Origin of the sequence: Falsiroseomonas oryziterrae (assembly GCF_021864505.1) — a bacterium.
Classification (GTDB): Bacteria; Pseudomonadota; Alphaproteobacteria; order Acetobacterales; family Acetobacteraceae; genus Falsiroseomonas; species Falsiroseomonas oryziterrae.
On record NZ_JAKJIB010000037.1, the window covers coordinates 1 to 20125 of the forward strand.

22 protein-coding genes and 1 riboswitch are annotated in these 20125 nt (G+C 72.6%); of the genes, 13 read left to right on the plus strand and 9 right to left on the minus strand.

Translation table 11 applies throughout. From position 1 onward, the window contains the following. The 3 genes from L2I40_RS05455 to L2I40_RS05465 all read right to left on the minus strand — a co-directional run. Positions 1-1082: AAA family ATPase (locus tag L2I40_RS05455; protein ID WP_237213862.1), on the minus strand; the 1082-nt coding region annotated here is incomplete at its 3' end. After that, positions 1079-2305: a metallophosphoesterase family protein gene (locus L2I40_RS05460; RefSeq protein ID WP_237213863.1), complete on the minus strand. Its 1227-nt coding sequence runs from the start codon at positions 2303-2305 to the stop codon at positions 1079-1081. The genes L2I40_RS05455 and L2I40_RS05460, both read right to left, overlap by 4 nt. A 44-nt stretch (positions 2306-2349) precedes the next feature. Continuing rightward, positions 2350-4203 carry a PHA/PHB synthase family protein gene (locus L2I40_RS05465; RefSeq protein ID WP_237213864.1) on the minus strand — a complete coding sequence of 618 codons (1854 nt, stop codon included), beginning with the start codon at positions 4201-4203 and terminating at the stop codon, positions 2350-2352. A gap of 94 nt (positions 4204-4297) precedes the next feature. Here L2I40_RS05465 and L2I40_RS05470 point away from each other — a divergent pair, with 94 nt between their 5' ends. From L2I40_RS05470 to L2I40_RS05490, 5 genes are all read left to right on the plus strand, one after another. Then, positions 4298-4492, plus strand: coding sequence for a hypothetical protein (locus tag L2I40_RS05470; protein WP_237213865.1), 195 nt, complete (start codon positions 4298-4300; stop codon positions 4490-4492). An 86-nt stretch (positions 4493-4578) separates the two neighbouring features. Beyond that, positions 4579-5184, plus strand: a complete 606-nt coding sequence (locus tag L2I40_RS05475; protein ID WP_237213866.1) for an HD family hydrolase — start codon at positions 4579-4581, stop codon at positions 5182-5184. A 28-nt stretch (positions 5185-5212) separates the two neighbouring features. Next, on the plus strand, positions 5213-5710 hold the full coding sequence (locus L2I40_RS05480) for a YcgN family cysteine cluster protein (RefSeq protein WP_237213867.1): 498 nt from the start codon (positions 5213-5215) through the stop codon (positions 5708-5710). Then, positions 5707-6645, plus strand: coding sequence for a dihydrodipicolinate synthase family protein (locus tag L2I40_RS05485; RefSeq protein WP_237213868.1), 939 nt, complete (start codon positions 5707-5709; stop codon positions 6643-6645). Before L2I40_RS05480 ends, L2I40_RS05485 begins: the two co-directional genes overlap by 4 nt. Next, the gene (locus tag L2I40_RS05490) at positions 6642-6956 is read left to right on the plus strand and encodes a cupin domain-containing protein (protein WP_237213869.1); all 315 of its coding nucleotides are present in this window, start codon (positions 6642-6644) and stop codon (positions 6954-6956) included. The genes L2I40_RS05485 and L2I40_RS05490 overlap by 4 nt, the downstream gene beginning before the upstream one ends. A 10-nt stretch (positions 6957-6966) precedes the next feature. Here L2I40_RS05490 and L2I40_RS05495 read toward each other — a convergent pair whose 3' ends face one another. Then, positions 6967-7851 (minus strand): DMT family transporter, encoded by an 885-nt coding sequence (locus L2I40_RS05495; protein ID WP_237213870.1) that lies wholly within the window; start codon positions 7849-7851, stop codon positions 6967-6969. Positions 7852-7927: 76 nt separating this feature from the next. On the opposite strand from L2I40_RS05495, the gene L2I40_RS05500 reads away from it, so the two are divergent. The 3 genes from L2I40_RS05500 (at position 7928) to L2I40_RS05510 (ending at position 11448) form a co-directional block, all read left to right on the plus strand. Then, on the plus strand, positions 7928-8653 hold the full coding sequence (locus tag L2I40_RS05500) for a M48 family metallopeptidase (protein WP_237213871.1): 726 nt from the start codon (positions 7928-7930) through the stop codon (positions 8651-8653). Positions 8654-8809: 156 nt separating this feature from the next. Continuing rightward, positions 8810-9262: a (2Fe-2S)-binding protein gene (locus tag L2I40_RS05505; protein ID WP_237213872.1), complete on the plus strand. Its 453-nt coding sequence runs from the start codon at positions 8810-8812 to the stop codon at positions 9260-9262. Positions 9263-9276: 14 nt separating this feature from the next. Continuing rightward, a complete protein-coding gene (locus L2I40_RS05510; RefSeq protein ID WP_237213873.1) occupies positions 9277-11448 on the plus strand; it encodes a xanthine dehydrogenase family protein molybdopterin-binding subunit in 2172 nt (723 codons plus the stop codon). A gap of 63 nt (positions 11449-11511) precedes the next feature. Here L2I40_RS05510 and L2I40_RS05515 read toward each other — a convergent pair whose 3' ends face one another. The 3 genes from L2I40_RS05515 to L2I40_RS05525 form a co-directional block, all read right to left on the minus strand. Further along, positions 11512-11871, minus strand: a complete 360-nt coding sequence (locus tag L2I40_RS05515) for an endonuclease domain-containing protein (RefSeq protein ID WP_237213874.1) — start codon at positions 11869-11871, stop codon at positions 11512-11514. A 124-nt stretch (positions 11872-11995) separates the two neighbouring features. Next, positions 11996-12880, minus strand: a complete 885-nt coding sequence (locus L2I40_RS05520) for a tyrosine recombinase (RefSeq protein WP_237213875.1) — start codon at positions 12878-12880, stop codon at positions 11996-11998. A gap of 13 nt (positions 12881-12893) precedes the next feature. Then, a complete protein-coding gene (locus tag L2I40_RS05525) occupies positions 12894-13043 on the minus strand; it encodes a hypothetical protein (RefSeq protein ID WP_237213876.1) in 150 nt (49 codons plus the stop codon). A 49-nt stretch (positions 13044-13092) separates the two neighbouring features. Between L2I40_RS05525 and aroB the strand changes: the two genes are divergently transcribed. Beyond that, positions 13093-14784, plus strand: coding sequence for a 3-dehydroquinate synthase (gene aroB, locus L2I40_RS05530; RefSeq protein WP_237213877.1), 1692 nt, complete (start codon positions 13093-13095; stop codon positions 14782-14784). Positions 14785-14836: 52 nt separating this feature from the next. Next, positions 14837-15412 carry a DUF2889 domain-containing protein gene (locus tag L2I40_RS05535; protein ID WP_237213878.1) on the plus strand — a complete coding sequence of 192 codons (576 nt, stop codon included), beginning with the start codon at positions 14837-14839 and terminating at the stop codon, positions 15410-15412. Here the strand turns inward: L2I40_RS05535 and L2I40_RS05540 are convergent. Both L2I40_RS05540 and L2I40_RS05545 read right to left on the minus strand, forming a co-directional pair. Then, entirely contained in the window at positions 15381-15683 is a 303-nt protein-coding gene (locus tag L2I40_RS05540) for a hypothetical protein (protein ID WP_237213879.1), read from the minus strand. The two genes, L2I40_RS05535 and L2I40_RS05540, sit on opposite strands and share 32 nt — an antisense overlap. A 38-nt stretch (positions 15684-15721) precedes the next feature. Further along, a riboswitch (SAM-I-IV-variant riboswitch) is annotated at positions 15722-15834 on the minus strand. Between the two features lie 112 nt (positions 15835-15946). Continuing rightward, the gene (locus L2I40_RS05545; RefSeq protein ID WP_237213880.1) at positions 15947-16228 is read right to left on the minus strand and encodes a BolA family protein; all 282 of its coding nucleotides are present in this window, start codon (positions 16226-16228) and stop codon (positions 15947-15949) included. Between the two features lie 107 nt (positions 16229-16335). Here L2I40_RS05545 and L2I40_RS05550 point away from each other — a divergent pair, with 107 nt between their 5' ends. The 3 genes from L2I40_RS05550 to cobT all read left to right on the plus strand — a co-directional run bounded on the left by L2I40_RS05550 (position 16336) and on the right by cobT (position 20028). After that, on the plus strand, positions 16336-16950 hold the full coding sequence (locus L2I40_RS05550) for a J domain-containing protein (RefSeq protein ID WP_237213881.1): 615 nt from the start codon (positions 16336-16338) through the stop codon (positions 16948-16950). Between the two features lie 121 nt (positions 16951-17071). Next, positions 17072-18079 carry a cobaltochelatase subunit CobS gene (gene cobS / locus L2I40_RS05555; RefSeq protein WP_237213882.1) on the plus strand — a complete coding sequence of 336 codons (1008 nt, stop codon included), beginning with the start codon at positions 17072-17074 and terminating at the stop codon, positions 18077-18079. 77 nt (positions 18080-18156) lie between these two features. Continuing rightward, a complete protein-coding gene (gene cobT / locus L2I40_RS05560; protein ID WP_237213883.1) occupies positions 18157-20028 on the plus strand; it encodes a cobaltochelatase subunit CobT in 1872 nt (623 codons plus the stop codon). The last annotated feature ends 97 nt before the right edge of the window (positions 20029-20125 follow it).

Genomic DNA, 20125 nt, shown 5'->3' on the forward strand with positions numbered 1-20125 from the left:
GAAGCGGTGCCGTCCACGCCGAGCCGCGCCGCGTGGCGCAGGATGCGCGCCTCGGCCGCGGCGGCGTCCTGACGCAATTGCGGCATGTCCTGCTCCGCTGCCGCGGCGGCCGCGCGCGGCGCGGCCAGCGCATCCACCGCATCCTGCAGCGCGAGGATCGGCGGATCGCGCGGCAGGGTCGCGAGCTCGGCCTCCAGCGCCTCGGCCGCCTCTGCCTCCCGCGCCATGTCGCGCGCAGCCTTGTCGAAGGCGGCGGCCTCTGCGTCGAGCGTCCTTGCGGCCGCCGCCGGCAAGGCGGGCGCGTCGGCGACCTCGGCCATGGCGGCGCGCAGCCGGTCCACCTCCGCGAGCGGCTGTCGCACTGCCTTCGCGCGGCGCAGCCGCAGCTCCTCGGCCTTCAGCGCCGCGGCCTCCTCGCCGATGCGCATCAGCTCGGCATGGATCCGCGTGAGCGCCTCCTGCGCATCGGTCCATTCCTTCGGCTGCACCGCCGCCTGGTCCAGGTTGCGCCGCGCCGCCTGCCAATCGTCGATCGCCCGCGGCAGGCGGCGCAGCTTGTGGCGGGTGCCTTCCAGCTCGTCGGCCGCCTTCTCCAGCCGGTCGAGGGCACGGCGCAGATGCGGCAGGCCCATGCCGGCGAGCAGCCCTTCGCCCGCGGCGCCGCCGCCCTCGATCAGCGACTTCGCCCCGTCCCGCAGCGCGGCGGCGTTCAGGCCGAAGCCCTTCTCGAACAGATCGCGCCCCGCGCCGCCGAGGAAGCGCTGCAGCGCGGCTTCGGGCACCGGACTGTCGGAGGCGTCCAGTAGCGCGTCTTTGCGACGCTTGAGCCGCGCGAAGCGGGCACGCGGACCGTCGCGCGCCAGCACCTCGAAGCCGATGCGCAGCTGCGTCGTCTCGTGCAGGAAGGCGAAGCGCGTGACATGCGGGAAGCCGAACAGCGCGTCGCCGATGGCCGAGAGCGCGGTGGACTTGCCCGCCTCGTTCGCGCCGAGCACGACATGCAGCCCGGCCTCCTCCGGGAAGCGCAGCGCCGCGTCGGTCAGGTGGCCGTAGCGTTGCAGGTCGAGGGCGAGCAGCCTCATCCGCTGCTTTCCGCGGCGAGCGCGGCGACGACCGCGTCCCACGCCTCGTCGCCGAGCCGCGCCAGGCCCAGCGCATCGGTCGGGATTTCGGTGTCGGGCCGGGCCGGGGCGGGCACGCGCTGGCGCAGCGCGTCCAGCTCGGCGCGGAGCGGATCCGCCACCTCGCGATCCTCGAGCGCCGCGAGGAAGGCGCGTCGCAGCGGCTCGAGCGCGTCGGCGGAGAGCCGCGCCGGCGCGCGGGTGCGCAACTGCACCTTCTCGATCCAGAGCCGGCCGCCGGCTTCGATCGCGGCACCGGCGGCATGCGCCACCAACTCGTCCAAGCGATCCGGCAGGACAGGATGGAGATCGGTCTCGCCGCGCAGCGTCAGACGCGCCAGCAGCGGGCGGCCCTCGGCCTCCGCCAGCGCGGCCCGCACCACGGCGGAGAGGCGGTCGAGCAGTTCGGCCTCCTCGGCCTCCGTCGCATCCACCTCCAGCGCGGCCCAGCGCAGCACGTCGAGGCTGCGATGCGCGACCTCGGCGATGCGGCCGTCCTCCACCGTGACGAGGGTGCAGCCCTTGGCGCCCGTCTCCTTCGCATGCCGCCCCTGGAGGTTGCCGGGGAAGACGATCCACGGATGGCCCTCGTGCAGAACGCGGCGGATGTGGATGTGGCCGAGTGCCCAGTAGTCGTAGCCCTTGTCGCGCAGGCGCTCCGGCGTGCAGGGCGCGTAGGTGGCATGCTCGCCCGGGTCGTCGGCCGAGGTGTGCAGCACGCCGATGTTGAGCAGCCCGGCGATCGGGTCGGGGTAGCCAGCCGAGAGGTCCTCCGGCACCTCGCGGCTGGCGAAGGACTGGCCGTGCAGCGCGATGCCGAGGTCGCGCAGCAGGATGGTCTCCGGCCGCCGCGCGGAGAATTCGCGCACGTTGGACGGCAGCTTCAGGCGCTTCGTGATGTTGGATTCGAAATCGTGGTTGCCGCGCAGCAGGAAGCAGGGCCGGCCGAGCCGCTGCATCTCGGCCGCGAAGAACAGCCCGGTCGAGAAATCCTTCCAGTCCCCGTCATAGAGATCGCCGGCGATGACGAGGAAGGCGACGTCCTCCTCGATCGCGAGGTCCACCAGCGCCGAGAAGGCCTGCCGCGTGCAGTTCCGGAGCTCCTCCGTCAGCGGCTCCGCGCGCGCCTGCAGCCCGGCGAGCGGGCTGTCCAGATGGATGTCCGCGGCGTGCAGGAACTTCATGCGCCCCAGGATGCCGCCGCCCGGGGCGCCCGAAAACCCCGCCGCTACCTCTCCAGCACGTAGGTCCCCGGCGCGTCGGCGAGTGGCCCATGCCGCCTGCTGCCCATGCCGGGCGGCCTGCCCCTCGCGCCTGACCGGGTCGCCAGCCATCCCACCCAGTCGTTCCACCAAGATCCATCGTGCCGATGCGCCGCCTTCCGCCAGGACGCCGCATCCGGCGCGCCGCCCTTCGGCCCGGTGAAGTAGTAGCCCTTGCCGCCCGGCGGGTTGATGATGCCGGCGATATGGCCGGAACTGGCCAGGACGAAGCGCACCTCGCCGCCCACTAGCCGGGTGATCCGCCATGCCGCGTCCCAGGGTACGATGTGGTCGCGCTCCGCGCCCACGGCGTAGACGGGAAGGCGGATGTCCGCGAGGTCCAGCTTCTCGCCGGCCAGCGTCACGCCGCCGGGCCGGATCAGCCGGTTCTCCACATAGGTGTTCCGCAGGTACCAGGAATGCGCCGCGCGCGTCATGCGCGTGCCGTCGGCATTCCAGTAGAGCAGGTCGAAGGCCGCCGGACGCTCGCCCATCAGGTAGTTGTTCACCACGTTCGACCAGATCAGGTCGTTGGCGCGCAGCAGGTTGAACATGTTCGACATCTCGCGCGCGTCCAGGTAGCCGCGCGCCATCATCTGATGCTCGATCAGCTCCACCTCCGGCTCGCCCATGAACACCGCCGTGTCGCCGACGCGCGAGAAATCCTGCAGCGAGACGATGAAGGTCGCCGCGTCGAAGCGCGCATCCCCGGTCTTCGCCAGATAGGCCAGCGTCATCGCCAGCAGCGTGCCGCCGATGCAGTAGCCCATGACGTTCAGCGTCCTGCTGCCCGTGATCTCCCGCGCAGCGTCCGACGTCTCGAGCACGCCGAGGCGCATGTAGTCCTCGAAGCCGATCTCCTCCATCGACGCGTCGGGATTCTTCCAGGACACCACGAAGACGGTGAAGCCTTGCGACACGAGGTGCCGCACCAGGCTGTTCCCCGGCTGCAGGTCGAGGATGTAGTACTTGTTGATCCAGGGCGGCAGGATGAGCAGCGGCACGGCGTGCACCTGGGGCGTCGTCGGCGCGTACTGGATCAGCTCGCAGAGCGCGTTGCGCAGCACCACCTTGCCGGGCGTGAGCGCGAGGTTGCGCCCGGGCGCGAAGGCCGCCCCGTCCACCATGGACAGCCGCCCCGCGGCGAGGTCGCCCAGCAGGTTCCGCATCCCATCCGCCAGGCTCGCGCCGCCGGTCTCGATCGCGCGCTGGATCGCGGCCGGGTTGGACGCGAAGAGCAGGGCAGGGCTCACCGCATCGGTAAACTGGCGCAGGTGGAACATCAGCCGCTGGCGCGTGCGCGCGTCCATTTCCTCGGCCTCGGCCTGCTTCAGCAGCCAGTCCGAGGCGAGCAGATACGCGTCGCGCAGCGTGCGGTAGGCGGGGTTGGCCTGCCACGCCGCTCCGGCGAAGCGCTTGTCGGCAGGGGCGGCGGCATCGGCCTCGGGCCCTAGCCAGATCCGGCGCAGCGCGGCGGTCCACGCCTCCGCTGCCGCGCGCCACATGTCGGCCTGCAGGGCCACGGCCGCGCCGAAGGCGCGGCCCGGCTGCCCCGCGCTGCGCAGCCCGATGGTGCGCAGCGCCCAGGCGACCTCGGACCAGTTCACCGGGATCACCTCCCGGAACGGGTTCATGTTCCACATGCGGTCGAGGTTCCGCAGCATCGGGTTCGCGGCGATGCTGTCGGCCAGCCGCTGCGGGTCGAACGGCGCCTCTGCCCACTGAGCCGCCCAGTTGGCGGGCGAGGCGGTGCCGGCCGGCCCCATCGGCCAGAAAGGTTGCGTCTCGCCGCCGCGCCGGCCTGCCTCGTCCTTCGCCATGATGCGTCCTCTCCCGCGCGCAGCCTGCGCTCTCCGCCGATGCAACGCGCCGGCGCCGGCCCGCGTTGACAGGAAGTTGCGAAGGGAGCGCGCCATGGCCGAGCCGAAGGAAGGTGGGCGAGCGGGTGGCGGCACGAAGCTCAACCCCGGCGATGCCGCCGCGCCCGGCACGCCGGGCACCGGCGAGGCGATCTGCCCTGACTGCGAGGGCAAGGGGCGCGTGGCCAACCGGCCGTGCCCGAATTGCGACGGCACCGGCAAGGTCGTCGCGGGACTCGCCGGCGGCTAGCCCGCGAACGCCGAAGCGGTTTCGGGTCCGGCCTTCCGCCCGACGCGTAACCGTTCTAGGTCCGCGCCCCGGACGGCGAGGCGCGGATGGACAAGGCAAGGGCCTGGGTAAGGTTGCCCTCGGGGCGACGGCTCGACCTGCTGTCGCCGACGCCCTTCGATTGGAGCGACGAGGATCTCGCCACCGGGCTCGCGCGCACCTTCCGTTGGGGCGGGCATTCGATCTGGCCCGCGCCGCTCTCCGTCGCCCAGCATTCGCTCGCCGTCCTGGCCCTGCGCCGCGCCGCGCGCCCTGCCGCCGGCCGAGACGCCCTGCGGCGGGAATTGCTGCACGACGCCGAGGAAGGCCTGACCAACTTCGATTGCATCTCGCCGCTGAAGCCCTTCCTCGGCGACGGCTTCCGCCAGTTGCAGCAGCGCCTCTCGCTCGCCATCGCCGCGCGCTATGCGCTGCCGCCCTGGACCGAGGCGGAGCGGAAGCTCCACAAGCGGCTCGACATCGCCATGGCGGCGGCGGAGGCGGTGCATGTCGCCGGCTGGTCCCGCGAGGAGGTGCGCGCCACGCTCGGCATCCGCGCCGCGGTGATGACGGCCGATCCGCTCGTCGCCGAGTTCGGCGGCACGCCTTGGGAGCCCTGGCCGCCCGAGCTTGCCGCCCGCCGCTTCCTCGACGCGGTTCGCCGTCTGGCCTGAGCCGGCCGGCGGGACTAGAGAAGACGCGATGGCCGCCACCGTCCCCTTCTGGCGCAGCAAGACCCTCGGCGAGATGACCCGCGCCGAATGGGAGTCGCTGTGCGACGGCTGCGCCCGCTGCTGCCTGCACAAGCTGCGCGACGAGGACACGAACGAGCTTGGCTGGACCGACGTCGCCTGCCGCCTGCTCGACACGCAGTCCTGCCGCTGCTCCGACTACGCCAATCGCAAGGCGCGCGTGCCGGATTGCGTGAAGCTCACCCCGAAGCGCGTGGCGGAGATCGATTGGCTGCCGCCCACCTGCGCCTATCGCCTGCTGGCCGAGGGCAGGGACCTGCCCTGGTGGCACCCGCTGGTCTCCGGCCGGCCGGAGACGGTGCACGAGGCCGGCGTGTCGGTGCGCGGCAAGGCGAGGCCCGAGCGCGAGGCCGGCGCGCTCGAGGATCACATAGTCTCCTGGCCCGGCCGCATCCCGCGCGCCGCGCGCCCGCTCGCTCCGCTACGGAAGGAAGGAAACGCCCCATGAAGGACGCGCTGTTCGGCGGCATCAATGCCGCGGCCCTGACCGCGATGAAGCCCGACCTGTCGCCCGACCTCGACCGCTTCGCCGATCACTGCAAGTGGCTGCTGGCGAATGGCTGCAACGGCCTCGGCATCCTCGGCACGACGGGCGAGGCGAACAGCTTCGGCTTCGACGAGCGCAAGCAGATCCTTGAGGGCATCCTCGCCCGCGGCGTGCCGGCCACGAAGCTGATGCCGGGCACGGGCTGCGCAAGCCTGACCGATACGGTGGAGCTGACGAGGCATGCCAAGGCGCAGGGCTGCCGCGGCGTGCTCGTGCTGCCGCCCTTCTACTACAAGAACCCCTCCGACGACGGGCTCTTCGCGTATTTCTCCGAGGTGGTGAGCCGCGTCGGCGGCGGCATCGCCATCTATCTCTACCACTTCCCGCAGCAGAGCGCGGTGCCCTTCAGCCTCGACCTGATCGGGCGGCTGCTGAAGGCCTTCCCCGGCGTCATCAAGGGCGTGAAGGATTCGTCGGGCGACTACGCCAATATGAAGGCGATGATCGACCACTTCGCCAAGGACGGCTTCGAGGTCTATTCGGGCTCCGACGAATTCGTGCAGCGCATCCTGGCCGAAGGCGGCGCGGGCTGCATCACGGCGGCGTCCAACGTCAACGCGCGCTTCGGCCAGGTCGTCTACCAGAAGCGCACGGGCGCCGAGGCCGATGCGGCGCAGGCGGTGCTGAACGCGACCCGCAAGGCCGCCACCGCCGTGCCGCTGATCCCGGGGCTCCGCGAGATCATCGCGCGCAGCACCGGCCATGATGGCTGGCGCGTGATCCGCCCGCCGCACCTGCCGCTGTCGGCCGACCAGGGCCAGAAGGCGTGGGACGCGATGGTCGCCGCCGGCGCGCTGCCGCTGCCGGGACTCCGCCTGCAGGCCGCCGCGGAGTGAGCGAGACGCTGCGCTGCCGCGCGCCGGCGGTCGCGACGCTCCAGCTGGATGACGCGCACACGCGCGTCACCCGCTGGGATTTCGAGCCGGGCGCCGAGACCGGCTGGCACCGCCACGGCATGGCCTATGTCGTGGTGCCGGTCACCGACGGCACGCTGCTGCTCGAGCTTCCCGGTGGCGCGACGATGACCGCCGAGCTCAAGGCCGGCGTCTCCTACGCGCGCGTCGCGGGCACCGAGCACAACGTGGTGAATGCCGGCGCGGCGCCGCTCGCCTTCGTCGAGATCGAGCTGAAGCACCTGCCGGGCTGAGCGCGGCCCGTCAGCGCCGCGCCCGCTTCTCCAGCGTCACCAGCGCCACGCCCGCGAAGATCAGCATGGCCGCCGGGATGGTCAGCCATCCCGGCACCTCGGCGAAGAGCACGAAACCCCAGAGCAGGCCCATCAGCGTGATCAGGTAGGAGACCTGGCTGGTGAAGACCCCGCCCGCGCCGACCAGCAGGCGGAAGTACAGCAGGTAGGCGATCGCGGTGAGCACGCCCTGGGCGACCAGCAGCACCGCGATGCCGAACGACGGCGGCGGCCCGAGATGCCCGAGCGGCAGCGCGAGCACGCCCGCGCCGAGGGCCGCGAAGATCACCGTGCCGGAGGCCTGCGCGAGCGGCGGCGTGCCGGCCACCGCGAATCGGACCGAGAAGAGGTTCGAGAGCGCGTAGCAGACCGGCGTCAGCACCATCAGCGCGGCCCAGGGCAGCAGCGCCGGATCGGGCAGCGCCGCGCCCGGCGACATGGCGACGGCCACGCCCGCCATGCCGACCGCCGCGCCCGCGATGCTCCGCTTCGTCGCGCGCTCCACGCCGGCCAGCGCGAAGAAGATCACCGTGAACAGCGCGGAGAGCGGGACGAGCAGGGCGAAGAGCCCCGCTGGCGCGCGGGTCAGGCCGGTGAAGGCGAAGAGATGCGCGAGCGACAACCCGACGATCCCGCCTGTCGCATACTGCTTGAGGTGCCGCCGGTCCATCGGCGGCGCATGCCCGCCCGCGCACGCGATCGCATAGAGGACGACCGCGGCGACCGCGGCAGCGAAGGTCGCGACGCCGAGCGGCCGCATGCCTTCCGCCATCGCCAGCTTCGCCATGGCTGGCGTCAGGCCCCAGATCGCGCCGACGCCGAGAAGGAACAGCAGATGAAGCGCGAGCCGTGGCATCGGCCGCACTCGCTGTCATGCAACGAAGGCTGTCAAGCCGTTGCAATGCGCGGGCCGCTCGCGCCATCCTCGGCGCATGCCGGATGCCGGACCCGAGATCGTCACGCTCCGCCCGTCGCGCACTGCCTTCGCCGCGCCGGCGCGGATCCCGGTGCGGTGGCGGCACGCGTGCCGCGCGCAGCGCGTGTCGCTCCGCATCTGCCCGCGCCAGGGCGCGGTGGTGGTGACGCTGCCGCCGCAGGGCAGCCGTCGCGCCGGCCTCGCGCTGGTGCGGGAGCACCTCGACTGGGTGATGCAGCACCTCGCCGCGCTCTCCCCGGCCGTGGAGTTCGAGCCGGGCGCGAAGCTGCTGCTCGGCGGCCAGTCGCACCTGATCCGCCACGAGCCGCGGCTGCGCGGCACGGTGCGGATCGAAGGCCGCCGCATCGTCGTCCCCGGTGCGCGGGAACGGCTGGCAGGGCAGGTCGGGAGCTTCCTGAAGGCCGAGGCCAAGCGCCGCATCGCCGCGCTGGCCGTGCCGCATGCCGCGGCCCTCGGGGTCCGGCCGCGCGCCATCCGCGTGAAGGACACCCGCAGCCGGTGGGGCTCCTGCGCGCCGGACGGCACCCTGGCCTTCTCCTGGCGGCTGGTCATGGCGCCGGAATGGGTGACCGACTACGTCGTGGCGCATGAGGTGGCGCATCTGCGCGAGTTGAACCACTCGCCGCGCTTCTGGGACCTCGTGGCGGCGCTCAGTCCGCACCGCGACGCCGCCGTGGCGTGGCTGCGCGCCAACGGGCCGGCGCTGTTGCGCGTAGGTTAGCGCGGGGCGTCTCCCGCTTCGCCTGTTCGCGTCGCGGACCTGCTCGGCCGCCTCTGACCACGCAGGCGGCAGGGCTTGCGCACCGGCCTGGCCTGCGCCACGTGGTGGCGGCGTCGTAACCGGGTGGCCATCCCGGGTGGCGGGGAGAGAGCATCCATGATCGAGGTCACCGTGAACGGCACGGCGCATCGGCTCGACGCCGATCCCGACATGCCGCTGCTCTGGGCGCTGCGCGACCTGCTCGGTCTCACCGGTGCCAAGTATGGCTGCGGCATCGCGCAATGCGGCGCCTGCACCGTGCATGTGGACGGCGCCGCGGTCCGTGCCTGCCAGACGCGTCTCGGCGACCTCGCCGGCCGGCAGGTCACGACCATCGAGGGGCTCCATCCGGAAGGCCGGCACCCGCTGCAGCTGGCCTGGGTCAGCGAGCAGGTGCCGCAATGCGGCTACTGCCAGTCCGGCCAGATCATGAGCGCCGCCGCGCTCCTGTCGGAGAACAAGCGACCGACCGACGCCGACATCGACGCGGCGATGGCGGGCCACATCTGCCGCTGCGGCGCCTACCAGCGCATCCGCGCGGCGATCCACCACGCCGCGGCGAACAGCTGAGGGAGGGCGCGACCATGGACGGCATGATGGAACGCCGCGGCCTGCTCAAGGCCGCTGCCGCCGCGCTGGTGGTGCCGTTGCCGGCACTCGCCCAGGCGCCGCAGCCCCCGCGCGTGATCACGGAAGCCGCGGCAGGCAGCCCGAATGGCGGCCCCGGCCAGGTCACCGCCTTCCTGCGCATCGGCGCCGACGGGCGCGTCACCTTCGCCTCGCCGGTGACGGAGATGGGGCAGGGCACGCACCAGTCGCATGCGATGATCGTCGCCGACGAACTCGACGTGCCGCTCCCTGCCGTCGAGGTGATCGCCGGCCAGCCCGAGCCCGCGCTCCGCCTGCAGCCGGTGAACGAGATGTATTCGGGTGCGAGCTTCGGCATCCGCTTCTGGCATGACCGCATCCGCCGTGCCTGCGCCCAGGCGCGCGGCGTGCTGGTGGAGGCCGCGGCGCAGCGCCTGAACGTTCCGGCCGTCGAGCTGACCACCGCCGAGGGCCGCGTGACGCACGCCGCCTCCGGCCGATCGCTCTCCTACGGCGAGCTGGCCGAGGCCGCCGCGCGCCTGCCGCTGCCCGATCAGCCGCGCGTCAAGCCCGCCGCCGAGCGGCGCGTCACCGGGCGCACCGCGCCGCGCTTCGACATCCCCGCCAAGACCAATGGCAGCGCCGTCTATGGCTCCGACGTGCGGATCCCCGGCATGGTCTACGCCGTCGCGAAGCTCTCGCCGGTTTTCGGCGCCGAGCTCGACGGCTTCGACCGCGCCTCCATCGCCGGCCTCCGCGGTATCGTGGATGTCGTGCCGCTCAAGACTGGCGTCGCTGTCGTGGCAGAGAACACCTGGGCGGCGATGGAAGGCGCGAAGCGCATTGCCGTGCGCTTCAAGCCGACGCCCGAGCAGTCGCTGAACTCGGAGGACGTCTCGCGCCGCCTGCGCGAAGGCCTCGCCTCGCGCGAGATGGTCAGGCCGCGCAACGACGGCGACGTGCTCGCCGCCATGGCGAATGCCGCGCGCGTGGTCGAGGCGACCTACGAGGTGCCCTACCTGGCGCATGCGCCGATGGAGACCGAGAACGCCACGGTCCACATCCAGGGCGACCGCGTCGAGGTCTGGTCCTCCACCCAGCACCAGGATTGGTGCGTGCGTGACGCCGCCCGTGTCGCCGGCGTGCCGCCGCAGAATGTCCGCGTCCACACGCCGATGACCGGCGGCGGCTTCGGCCGGCGCCTGCACACCGAGGTGGTGGAGCAGGCGACCACCGTCGCGAAGCAGGTCGGCCGTCCCGTGAAGCTGATCTGGACGCGCGAGGACGAGTTCGCCCAGTCCTATTGGCGCCCCGCCTTCGCCGCGCGGCTGCGCGCCGCGGTCAACGCGCAGGGGCGCGTCACCGGCCTGCACATCCGCGCCGCCGGCCAGTCGGTGATGGCCGACTACCGCCCGGCCCTCTTCGCCAACGTGCTGCGCGGCAACGATCCCTTCTCGCTGCAATCCATGTCGGATTCCCGCCGCTACAATTTCGGCGCCTTCCGCGCCGAGTGGCGGCGCGTCGAGGCGGCGCCGAAGGTGTGGCTGTGGCGCTCCGTCGGCGGGTCGCAGATCTGCTACTTCGTCGAGAGCTTCCTCGACGAGATCGCCGCCGCGACGAACAAGGACCCGCTCGAACTCCGTCGCGAGTTGCTCGCGGCCGATGCGCGCGCGCTCCGCGTGCTGAACACCGCCGCCGAGCGCGCGGGCTGGGGCACGCCCGCGCCCGAGGGCCGGCACCGCGGCATCGCCTTCGTGGACCTCTACGACAGCCTCGTCGCGCAGGTCGCGGAGGTCTCGGTGCGCGGCAACGAGGTGAAGGTCCACAAGGTGACCGTCGCCATCGACTGCGGCGACGTGATCAACCCCGACAGCGTCGAGGCCCAGATGCAGGGCAGCGTCGTCTGGGCGCTCTCCTCCATGGCGAAGGAGCAGATCACGCTGAAGGACGGCGCGGCGGTCGAGCGGAATTTCGACACCTACCCGATCCTGCGCATGGGCCAGGCGCCGGTGGTGGAGACCCACATCATCCGCAGCGGCGAGCGCATGGGCGGTGTCGGCGAGCCCGGCGTCCCGCCGACCGCGCCCGCCGTCTGCAACGCGATCTTCGCCGCGACCGGACGCCGCCTGCGCAGCCTGCCGCTGACGGTGCACGGGCTGAGCGTGTAGCCCGCCCGCGCGCCCTGCTCCCTCCCCCGCAAGCGGGGGAGGGTCGGGGTGGGGGTTCGTGACTCAGCGCGCTCCCGTCCGCCCGCGTGCCACCCGCGCGATATCAGCCAGCATGCCGTCGCGGTTCTCCAGCACCTCGTTGTTCCAATAGCGCAGCACCATCCAGCCTAGCCGTTGCATTGCCGCGTCGCGCTCGGCATCCAGCGTGCAGCCGTGCTGCCCGCCGTCGATTTCGACAACCAACTTCGCCTCGACACATGCGAAGTCCGCAACGTAGCGACCGATCGGATGCTGCCGCCGGAACCGCACACCAAGCGCATCGTGGCGCAGCGCGGCCCACAGCACCCGCTCGGCATTGGTCATGTCCCGTCGCAGGCGGCGGGCGGCATCGCGTTGGACGGGGTCATTCAGGATGCGCGGCATCGGCATGGATCGTGGCATGCCCGGCGGGCTTGTGTCGCGGAGTCACGAACCCCCACCCCAGCCAGCCGCCGCCGCGCTCTGGCGTTCGACGCCGTGCGTCGCCCACCCGGCATGCGGGGGAGGGCTATCGACCCGCCGCCAGCGGATGGTGCTCCTCCACCAGCCTCCGCAAGCGCTCTTCGAGCAGCTTCGTGTAGATCTGCGTCGTCGCGATGTCGGCATGGCCGAGCAGCAGCTGCAGGCTTCGCAGGTCGGCGCCGCGGCCCAGCAGATGCGTCGCGAAGCTGTGCCGCAGGACGTGCGGACTGACGCGTTCCGGATCGAGGCCTGCCGCGATCGCGGCGTCCTTCAGCACCGCGCCGACCGCCTGCCGCGTGATGTGGCCGCCCGATGCGCGCGACGGGAACAGCCAGCGCGACGGCGCCTTCGGCTCGCCCCGCGCCGCCTGCGCCGCCTCCCGCGCACGCGCCGAGACCGGCACCAGCCGCTCCTTCCCGCCCTTGCCCAGCACCGCCACCAGCGGCGCATCCGCCCGCAGCGCTCCAGCGCCGAGCGACACCAGCTCGCTCACGCGCAGCCCGCTGACATAGAGCAGCTCCACCAGCGCCACGGCGAGCATCCCCCGTCGCCCCGGCAGCCTGGCCGCGCCCGCGATCAGCGCCTCCACCTCCGCCTCGCTCAGCGCCTTGGGCAGGCTCGCCGGCAGGCGTGGGCTCTCGCTCAACTCCGTCGGGTCGTCGGCGCGCACGCCCTCGCGCGCGAGGAAGCGGAAGAACTGCCGCAGCGCGGACAGCCTTCGTGCTGCGGTGCGGGCCGATAGTCCCGCGGCGGACAATCCCTGCAGGTAGGACTGCACCGTCTCCGGCCCCGCCTCCGACGGCCCAAGCCCCCGCACCCGCGCATGCGCGGCGAAATCCGCGAGGTCGGCGGCATAGGCCGCGAGCGTGTTGCGTGCCGCGCCGCGCTCCGCGGCGAGCATTTCCAGGAAGGCCTCGACGTGCCGCTCCATCGGCAGGCCGGGGTCAGTTCCTCGGCGCGAAGCGGTCGGCCGGGATCGACCGCTCCGTCGGCTGCGGCGTGACGGAGGGCGGGAAGGCGCCGACCGCCAGCAGGCCGAGCACGAGCACCCCCGCGACGATCGCGACCAGCAGCAGCAAGGGGTTGCGGAACATCGGCGCGGCGTATCCTGACCAGGCGGCGCCTGTGCTAGCGTTGCGGATCGTGTCACGCAACCTTGCCCTTCCGGTCGAACCGGACCCGAGCGAATTCCCCTCCGCCGCGCCACGCGCGGTGGTGCTCGTCGGCATGCCCGGCTCCGGCAAGTCCTCCATCGGCCGGCGCATCGCCGCCCGCCTCGGCCTGCCCTTCGCGGACGCCGACGCGGAGATCGAGGCCGCGGCCGGCCTGCCCATCACCGAGATCTTCGCCCGCTACGGCGAGCCGCATTTCCGCGACGGGGAGCGGCGCGTGATCTCCCGCATCCTTGCCGGCCCGCCCGTCGTGCTCGCGACCGGGGGCGGCGCCTTCGCGGATGCCCGGACGCGGCAGGCCGTGCACCGGTCCGGCGCGCTGTCCGTGTGGCTGCGCTGCGAGCTCCCGACGCTGCTGCGGCGCGTGGCGGGGCGCGAGCACCGCCCGATGTTCCTGAACGCCGATCCGCGCGAGGTGCTCGAGCGGCTGATGGCGGCGCGCCACCCTCTCTTTGCCGAGGCCGACCTGATCGTGGACTGCACCGACGAACCGCCCGACGTCACCACCCGCCGCGTGCTCGACGCCATCGCCGCGCATCGCGAACCGCAGCGCCTGACCGTCGGCCTCGGCGCGCGCGCCTATGAGATCGTGGTGGGCGAGGGGCTGCTGGCGCGCGCCGGCGCGCTGCTCGCGCCGCTACTGCCGGCCCGCCGCGTCGCCGTCATCTCCGACTCCGACGTCGCGCGCCTGCATCTCCCGGCACTGCGCGCCGGTCTGGAGCAGGCCGGCGTCACGGTGCTTGCCGAGCATCTCGTGCCGCCCGGGGAGCCGACCAAGTGCTTCGCCGCGCTGCAGGGCGCGCTGGAGGCGATCCTGGGCGCCGGCGCCGACCGGCGCACCACGGTCGTGGCGCTCGGCGGCGGCGTCGTCGGGGATCTGGCCGGCTTCGCGGCCGCGGTCGCGCTGCGCGGCCTGCCCTTCGTCCAGATCCCGACCACGCTGCTGGCCCAGGTGGACAGCTCGGTCGGCGGCAAGACCGGGATCAACCTCGCCCTCGGCAAGAACCTGGTCGGCGCCTTCCACCAGCCGCGCCTGGTGCTGGCCGACACGGCGACGCTCGCCACCCTGCCGCTGCGCGAACTCCGCGCCGGCTGGGCCGAGGTCGCGAAGCACGGCCTGATCGCCAGCGAGGACTTTTGGCAGTGGTGCGAGGCGCATGGACCGCGCGCCGTGGCCGGTGAGGCCGATGCGCTCGCCCACGCCGTTCTCGAGTCCTGCAAGCTGAAATCCGCCGTCGTCGCCGCGGATGAGCGCGAGGAGAGCGAGGAGGGCGGCCGCGCCCTGCTGAACCTCGGCCACACCTTCGGCCATGCGCTGGAGGCGGAGTCTGGCTATGGCGGCGCGCTGCTGCATGGGGAGGCGGTGGCGGTCGGACTCGGCCTCGCCGCCGCGCTCTCGGCGCGGCTCGGGCATTGCGCCCAGGAATGGCCGGGCCGCGTGATCTCGCACCTGCAGTCGGTCGGCCTGCCCGCGCGCCTCGGCGACCTCGACCGCGCCTTCTCGGCGGAGCGCCTGATCGCGCGCATGCGCAAGGACAAGAAGGCGCGCGAGGGCGCGATGCGCTTCGTGCTGCTGAAGGGCCCGGGCGCCTGCTTCACCGCCGGCGATGTCCCGCCCGAGCAGGTCGAGCGGCTGCTGCGCGACGAGGGCGCCATGGCCTGAGCCGGAGGGCGGAAACTGGCCGCGCCTGGCGCTGCGTGCTAGCGCTCGGGCCATGCCGCTCTCCCCGCCCGCCGCGCGCCAGAAGCTCCATCGCCGGCTGATCGACATCCACGGCTACCAGCGCGAGGACGGCCTCTACGACATCGAGGCCTGGCTCGAGGACACCAAGAGCTATCCCTTCGAGAACCAGGACCGCGGCACGATCCAGCCCGGCGAGGCGCTGCACGGCATGTGGGTGCGCATGACGGTCGGCGAGGACATGGTGATCCACGCCTGCGAGGCGGCGTCCGACTTCACGCCCTACACGATCTGCCCGCAGGCCGCCCCGAACTTCGCCTCGCTCGCCGGCGTCGCGATCGGCCCCGGCTTCAACCGCGCGGTGAAGGAGCGCGTCGGCGGCACGCTCGGCTGCACCCATCTGCGCGAGGTGCTGGCGCAGATGGCGACCGTCGCCTTCCAGACCATCGGCCCGATGCGCTGGCGCAAGGCGCGGGCGGCGCGCGAGGCGGCGATCGCCCGCGGCGAGACCCCGCCGCCGGCGAAGCGCGCCGTGCCGATCGGCTCCTGCTATGCCTATGCGCCGGACAGCCCGGTGGTCATGCGGATGCAGGAGCAGGCCGAGGAGTAGCCGCCCGCGTCGCCAGCCACGCGGCCAGCTCCTCCCGCCGGTCGCCCGGCTCCGCGCGTTCCAGATAGACCGCCAGGTGCCCCGGCCTTCTGTCCGGCACCGCGCGATAGGCATGCGTCCACTCGCCGTGGCGGCGATGCAGCACGACCCACAACTGCGACGCCTCCACCCGCCCGTCGCGCCGCATCCAGTCGCAGCGCGCGACGAACCGCGCCGCGTCGCCGGGCGACAGCAGCAGGTCGAGATCGATGGATGCGGTTCCGTCCAGCACGTCACGTCCTCCGGTCCGAGCGGGCGTGAGCGTCGCGGCGCATCCCGTTTGGTTGCCGGAAGGGCCGCATCCCCCCAGGGGTTCCGGGGGTGCCACCTTGCCCGGGAAGGCAGGTTGGCGTCGGGGCTCGGCCCAACTCTTGATGCGAGGGCGTGATAGGCCCGCCGGACCGCCCGGCGCAAGCCACGCAGCGCGCCCGCGCGCGCAGCCGGTGATCCGACGGCGGGCGGGCCTTGTCGTGTCGACCAGAACGCGCGCTGCACTCAGCGCGCGGCAGCTTCCTCCGGCGTCCGCAGGGTGAGCGCCAGCGCGTGCAGCCCGCCGGCGAACTCCGCCGCCAGCGCCTCGTGCACCGCGCGCGACCGGGCGACGCGGTTCATCCCGGCGAAGGCGGGGCTCACCACGCGGACGTTGTAATGCGTCTCCCCGCCTGGCGCGGCGCCGGCATGGCCGGCATGGCGGTGGCTGTCGTCCACCACCTCGACCTCGGCGGGCGGGAAGGCGGCGCGCAGCGCCTCGGCGATGCGGTCGGCTCGTCGGCTCATGCCCGGGATATGGCCGCCTTGCCGCCGGTTTGCACGTCCGCGCGCCGCATGGCCCGCCCGCGCGCGCTTGCCTTGCGCCCTCCGGACCCCACGCCCATAACACGCCGATGCCACGCCGGAGCGAGCGCATCCATCTTGGTGACCCGGAGCCCGTCGAGGCGCTGCGCGCCTGCGAATCCCCGGGCTGCGCGCTTCCCGGCGAGTACCGCGCCCCGCGCGACCGCGCGCGCCTGAACGAGTATCGCTGGTTCTGCCTCGAGCATGTGCGCGAGTACAACCGCGCCTGGGACTACTACAAGGGCATGGGCCCGGCCGAGATCGAGCGCGAGCTGCGCTCCGATTCCGGCTGGCAGCGCCCGACCTGGCCGCTCGGCCGCCTCGGCGGCTTCAACCCCTTCGAGAGCGAGTATGTGCGCGACCCGCTCGGCGTTTTGCGCGACACGCCGCTGCACAAGGCGCGCCGCGAGCCGCCGCGGCGCCGCGACGAGCCGCCGGCCGAACTGCGTGCCGCGCTCGACGTTCTGGATCTTGCCTGGCCGCTCGACCAGGCGACGCTCCGGGCGCGCTACAAGGACCTGGCGAAGCGCTACCACCCGGACGCCAATGGCGGCGACCGCCAGGCGGAGGAGCGGCTGAAGGATATCAACCGCGCCTACAGCCTGTTGCGCCGCCGGGTCGGGCCGCGCGCCGCCGAGGCCGAGGCGGCCGCGCCGGCCGGCTAGAGCCGCGGTCATTAAGCCTGCTTTCCTGGCCCCGAGAGCGGCCACGAACCCACCCGGACGGGTAGCCCAACCGGCCGCCCCGCCCTAGATTGCCCACCATCTCCACAGTCGGACCCCGTTCATGAGCACGGTCGCCCTCGCCGAAGCCCGCAACACCGCCTCGATCAACCTGCCCGACACGCAGGTGAAGGTGCGCGACGTGTTCGGCCTCGACAGCGATCTCGTCGTCCCGGCCTTCTCGGTCCGCACCGAGCACGTGCCGGAGGCCGATCCGGCCTACCGCTTCGACCGCGACACCACGCTCGCCATCCTGGCCGGCTTCGCCTTCAACCGGCGCGTGATGGTCCAGGGCTACCACGGCACCGGCAAGTCCACCCACATCGAGCAGGTGGCGGCGCGGCTGAACTGGCCCTGCATCCGCATCAACCTCGACAGCCACATCAGCCGCATCGACCTGATCGGCAAGGACGCGATCGTCCTGAAGGACGGCAAGCAGGTCACCGAATTCCGGGAAGGCATCCTGCCCTGGGCGCTGCAGCACGCCTGCGCGCTGGTCTTCGACGAATACGACGCCGGCCGCCCCGACGTGATGTTCGTGATCCAGCGCGTGCTCGAGGTGGAAGGCAAGCTCACGCTGCTCGACCAGAACCGCGTCATTCGCCCGCACCCGGCCTTCCGGCTCTTCGCCACCGCCAACACGGTGGGCCTCGGCGACACGACGGGCCTCTATCACGGCACGCAGCAGATCAACCAGGGCCAGATGGACCGCTGGAACATCGTGGCGACGCTCAACTACCTGCCGCATGCGCAGGAGACGCAGATCGTCATGGCCAAGCTCGGCCTCGACGAGAAGGACGCGAAGATGAAGCGCCAGGTGGAGGCGATGGTCGCACTCGCCGACCTCACGCGCGCCGGCTTCATCGCCGGCGACATCTCGACCGTCATGTCGCCGCGCACGGTCATCACCTGGGCCGAGAACGCGAAGATCTTCGGCGATGTCGGCTTCGCCTTCCGCCTCACCTTCCTGAACAAGTGCGACGAGGCGGAGCGCAGCACGGTGTCCGAATACTACCAGCGCTGCTTCAACGAGGAACTGCCGAGCGGGCTGCTCCTCCGCAAGGCTGGCTGACCGCACATCTCCCTCCCCCCTCGCGGGGGAGGGTCGGGTGGGGGGGAAGCCCCCCGGCACGCGCTTCCAGGGCCAGGATGTCGAACAGCTCCAAGGACCAGACCCGCCAGGAGGAGTTCAAGCGCGCCACCGCCGGCGTGCTGCGCGCCATCGCGCAGGTGCCGGAGGTGCAGGTCGCCTACCAGCCCGGCCCCTCGGGCCTCGCCGGCAAGCGCGCCCGCCTGCCCCTGCCGACCCGCGCCCTGCCGCCGGCCGAGATGGCCAAGCTGCGCGGCGCCGCCGACGCCATCGCCCTCAAGCTCCGGCACCATGACGAGGGCGTGCACGCCGCGCGCGTCCCGACACGGCGCGAGGCACGCGAGGTCTACGACGCGCTCGAAGATGTCCGCGTCGAGGTGATCGGCAGCCAGCACATGTCCGGCGTCGCGGCGAACCTCCGTGCCCGCCTCGCCGACCAGTGCGAGGCCGAGGGCTACGACCGCATGACGCGCAAGGACCAGCTGCCCATGGCGGCGGCGCTCGGCCTTCTGGCGCGCGAGAAGCTCTCCGGCGAACCCGCGCCCGCAGCGGCGCGCCGCGTGCTCGACCTCTGGCGCGACACGCTCGGCGGCAAGGCCGACGAGGCGCTGGCCGAGATGGCGAACGCCGCCACCGACCAGGACGCCTATGCGCGCGCCGCCCGCAAGCTGCTCGCCGCCCTCGACCTCGCAGAGGCCGAGGTCGAGACCGAATCCGAGCAGGACGAGGAGGAAGGCGAGGGCGGCGAGACCAGCCAGCAGCAGGACCAGGCCGGCGAGGGCGAGGCCCAGGCGCAGGACACGGAATCCATGCTCGGCGCCCAGCCGGAATCCATGCAGGGCGACGCCGCCGAGGACGAGACCGAGGAGGGCGAGGAGGAAGGTGCTGCCGCCGACGGCGACGATCGCCCCGGCGGCCCGACGCAGCGGCGCGAGGTGCCGCAGGTCGACGATCCCTCGGCCTACAAGGCCTTCACGAAGCAGTTCGACGAGATCGTGGAGGCCGAGGATCTCTGCGACGCCGACGAGCTCTCGCGGCTCCGCCAGCAGCTCGACCAGCAGCTCAGCCATCTGCAGGGCGTGGTCAGCAAGCTCGCCAACCGCCTTCAGCGCCGGCTGCTCGCGCAGCAGCAGCGCGCCTGGGAATTCGACCTCGAGGAAGGGCTGCTCGACGTCGCCCGCCTCGCCCGCATCGTCGCCAACCCGATGCACTCGCTCTCCTACAAGCGCGAGCGCGAGGCGGATTTCCGCGACACCGTCGTCACCCTGCTGATCGACAATTCGGGCTCCATGCGGGGGCGCCCCATCACGGTGGCCGCCATGTGCTCCGACATTCTCGCCCGCACGCTGGAACGCTGCGGCGTGAAGGTGGAGATCCTCGGCTTCACCACGCGCGCCTGGAAGGGCGGGCAGAGCCGCGAGCGCTGGGTGCAGGAGGGCAAGCCGCGCAATCCGGGCCGCCTGAACGACCTCCGCCACGTCGTCTACAAGGCGGCCGACGAACCTTGGCGTCGTGCGCGGCGAAACCTCGGCCTGATGCTGCGCGAGGGCCTGCTCAAGGAGAACATCGACGGCGAGGCGCTGGACTGGGCCTACAAGCGTCTGCTCTCGCGCACCGAGCATCGCCGCATCCTGATGGTCATCAGCGACGGCGCGCCGGTGGACGATTCCACGCTGAGCGTGAATCCCGGCAACTACCTGGAGCGCCACCTGCGCAAGGTGATCGCCGAGATCGAGGGGCGCGAGCTGGTGGAGCTGATCGCGATCGGCATCGGCCACGATGTCACGCGCTACTACCGCCGCGCGGTCACCATCGTGGACGCCGAGGAGCTCGGCGGCACCATGATGAAGAAGCTCGCCGAGCTCTTCGACGAGGATGCCGCGCTGGCGTGGCAGCGGGCCGCCGCGGAGCGCGCCCCGGCGATCGTATGACCCGCTTCGGGCCGCCGCCACGCTGCCGCCTGCTGCGCGCCTTCGGCGCGACGCACCGGGCCGCCGCGGAGCGCGCCCCGGCGATCGTATGACGCGC

Bases quoted from the DNA above. Each gene is read 5' to 3' on its own strand.
- L2I40_RS05465 (WP_237213864.1), bottom strand. From the start codon at position 4,203: ATGGCGAAGGACGAGGCAGGCCGGCGCGGCGGCGAGACGCAACCTTTC.
- cobS (WP_237213882.1), top strand. From the start codon at position 17,072: ATGAGCACGGTCGCCCTCGCCGAAGCCCGCAACACCGCCTCGATCAAC.
- cobT (WP_237213883.1), top strand. From the start codon at position 18,157: ATGTCGAACAGCTCCAAGGACCAGACCCGCCAGGAGGAGTTCAAGCGC.
- L2I40_RS05480 (WP_237213867.1), top strand. From the start codon at position 5,213: ATGGCCGCCACCGTCCCCTTCTGGCGCAGCAAGACCCTCGGCGAGATG.
- L2I40_RS05550 (WP_237213881.1), top strand. From the start codon at position 16,336: ATGCCACGCCGGAGCGAGCGCATCCATCTTGGTGACCCGGAGCCCGTC.
- L2I40_RS05475 (WP_237213866.1), top strand. From the start codon at position 4,579: ATGGACAAGGCAAGGGCCTGGGTAAGGTTGCCCTCGGGGCGACGGCTC.
- L2I40_RS05515 (WP_237213874.1), bottom strand. From the start codon at position 11,871: ATGCCGCGCATCCTGAATGACCCCGTCCAACGCGATGCCGCCCGCCGC.
- L2I40_RS05485 (WP_237213868.1), top strand. From the start codon at position 5,707: ATGAAGGACGCGCTGTTCGGCGGCATCAATGCCGCGGCCCTGACCGCG.
- L2I40_RS05525 (WP_237213876.1), bottom strand. From the start codon at position 13,043: ATGTTCCGCAACCCCTTGCTGCTGCTGGTCGCGATCGTCGCGGGGGTG.
- L2I40_RS05500 (WP_237213871.1), top strand. From the start codon at position 7,928: ATGCCGGATGCCGGACCCGAGATCGTCACGCTCCGCCCGTCGCGCACT.
- L2I40_RS05545 (WP_237213880.1), bottom strand. From the start codon at position 16,228: ATGAGCCGACGAGCCGACCGCATCGCCGAGGCGCTGCGCGCCGCCTTC.
- L2I40_RS05470 (WP_237213865.1), top strand. From the start codon at position 4,298: ATGGCCGAGCCGAAGGAAGGTGGGCGAGCGGGTGGCGGCACGAAGCTC.
- L2I40_RS05510 (WP_237213873.1), top strand. From the start codon at position 9,277: ATGGACGGCATGATGGAACGCCGCGGCCTGCTCAAGGCCGCTGCCGCC.
- L2I40_RS05495 (WP_237213870.1), bottom strand. From the start codon at position 7,851: ATGCCACGGCTCGCGCTTCATCTGCTGTTCCTTCTCGGCGTCGGCGCG.
- L2I40_RS05520 (WP_237213875.1), bottom strand. From the start codon at position 12,880: ATGGAGCGGCACGTCGAGGCCTTCCTGGAAATGCTCGCCGCGGAGCGC.
- L2I40_RS05505 (WP_237213872.1), top strand. From the start codon at position 8,810: ATGATCGAGGTCACCGTGAACGGCACGGCGCATCGGCTCGACGCCGAT.
- L2I40_RS05535 (WP_237213878.1), top strand. From the start codon at position 14,837: ATGCCGCTCTCCCCGCCCGCCGCGCGCCAGAAGCTCCATCGCCGGCTG.
- L2I40_RS05460 (WP_237213863.1), bottom strand. From the start codon at position 2,305: ATGAAGTTCCTGCACGCCGCGGACATCCATCTGGACAGCCCGCTCGCC.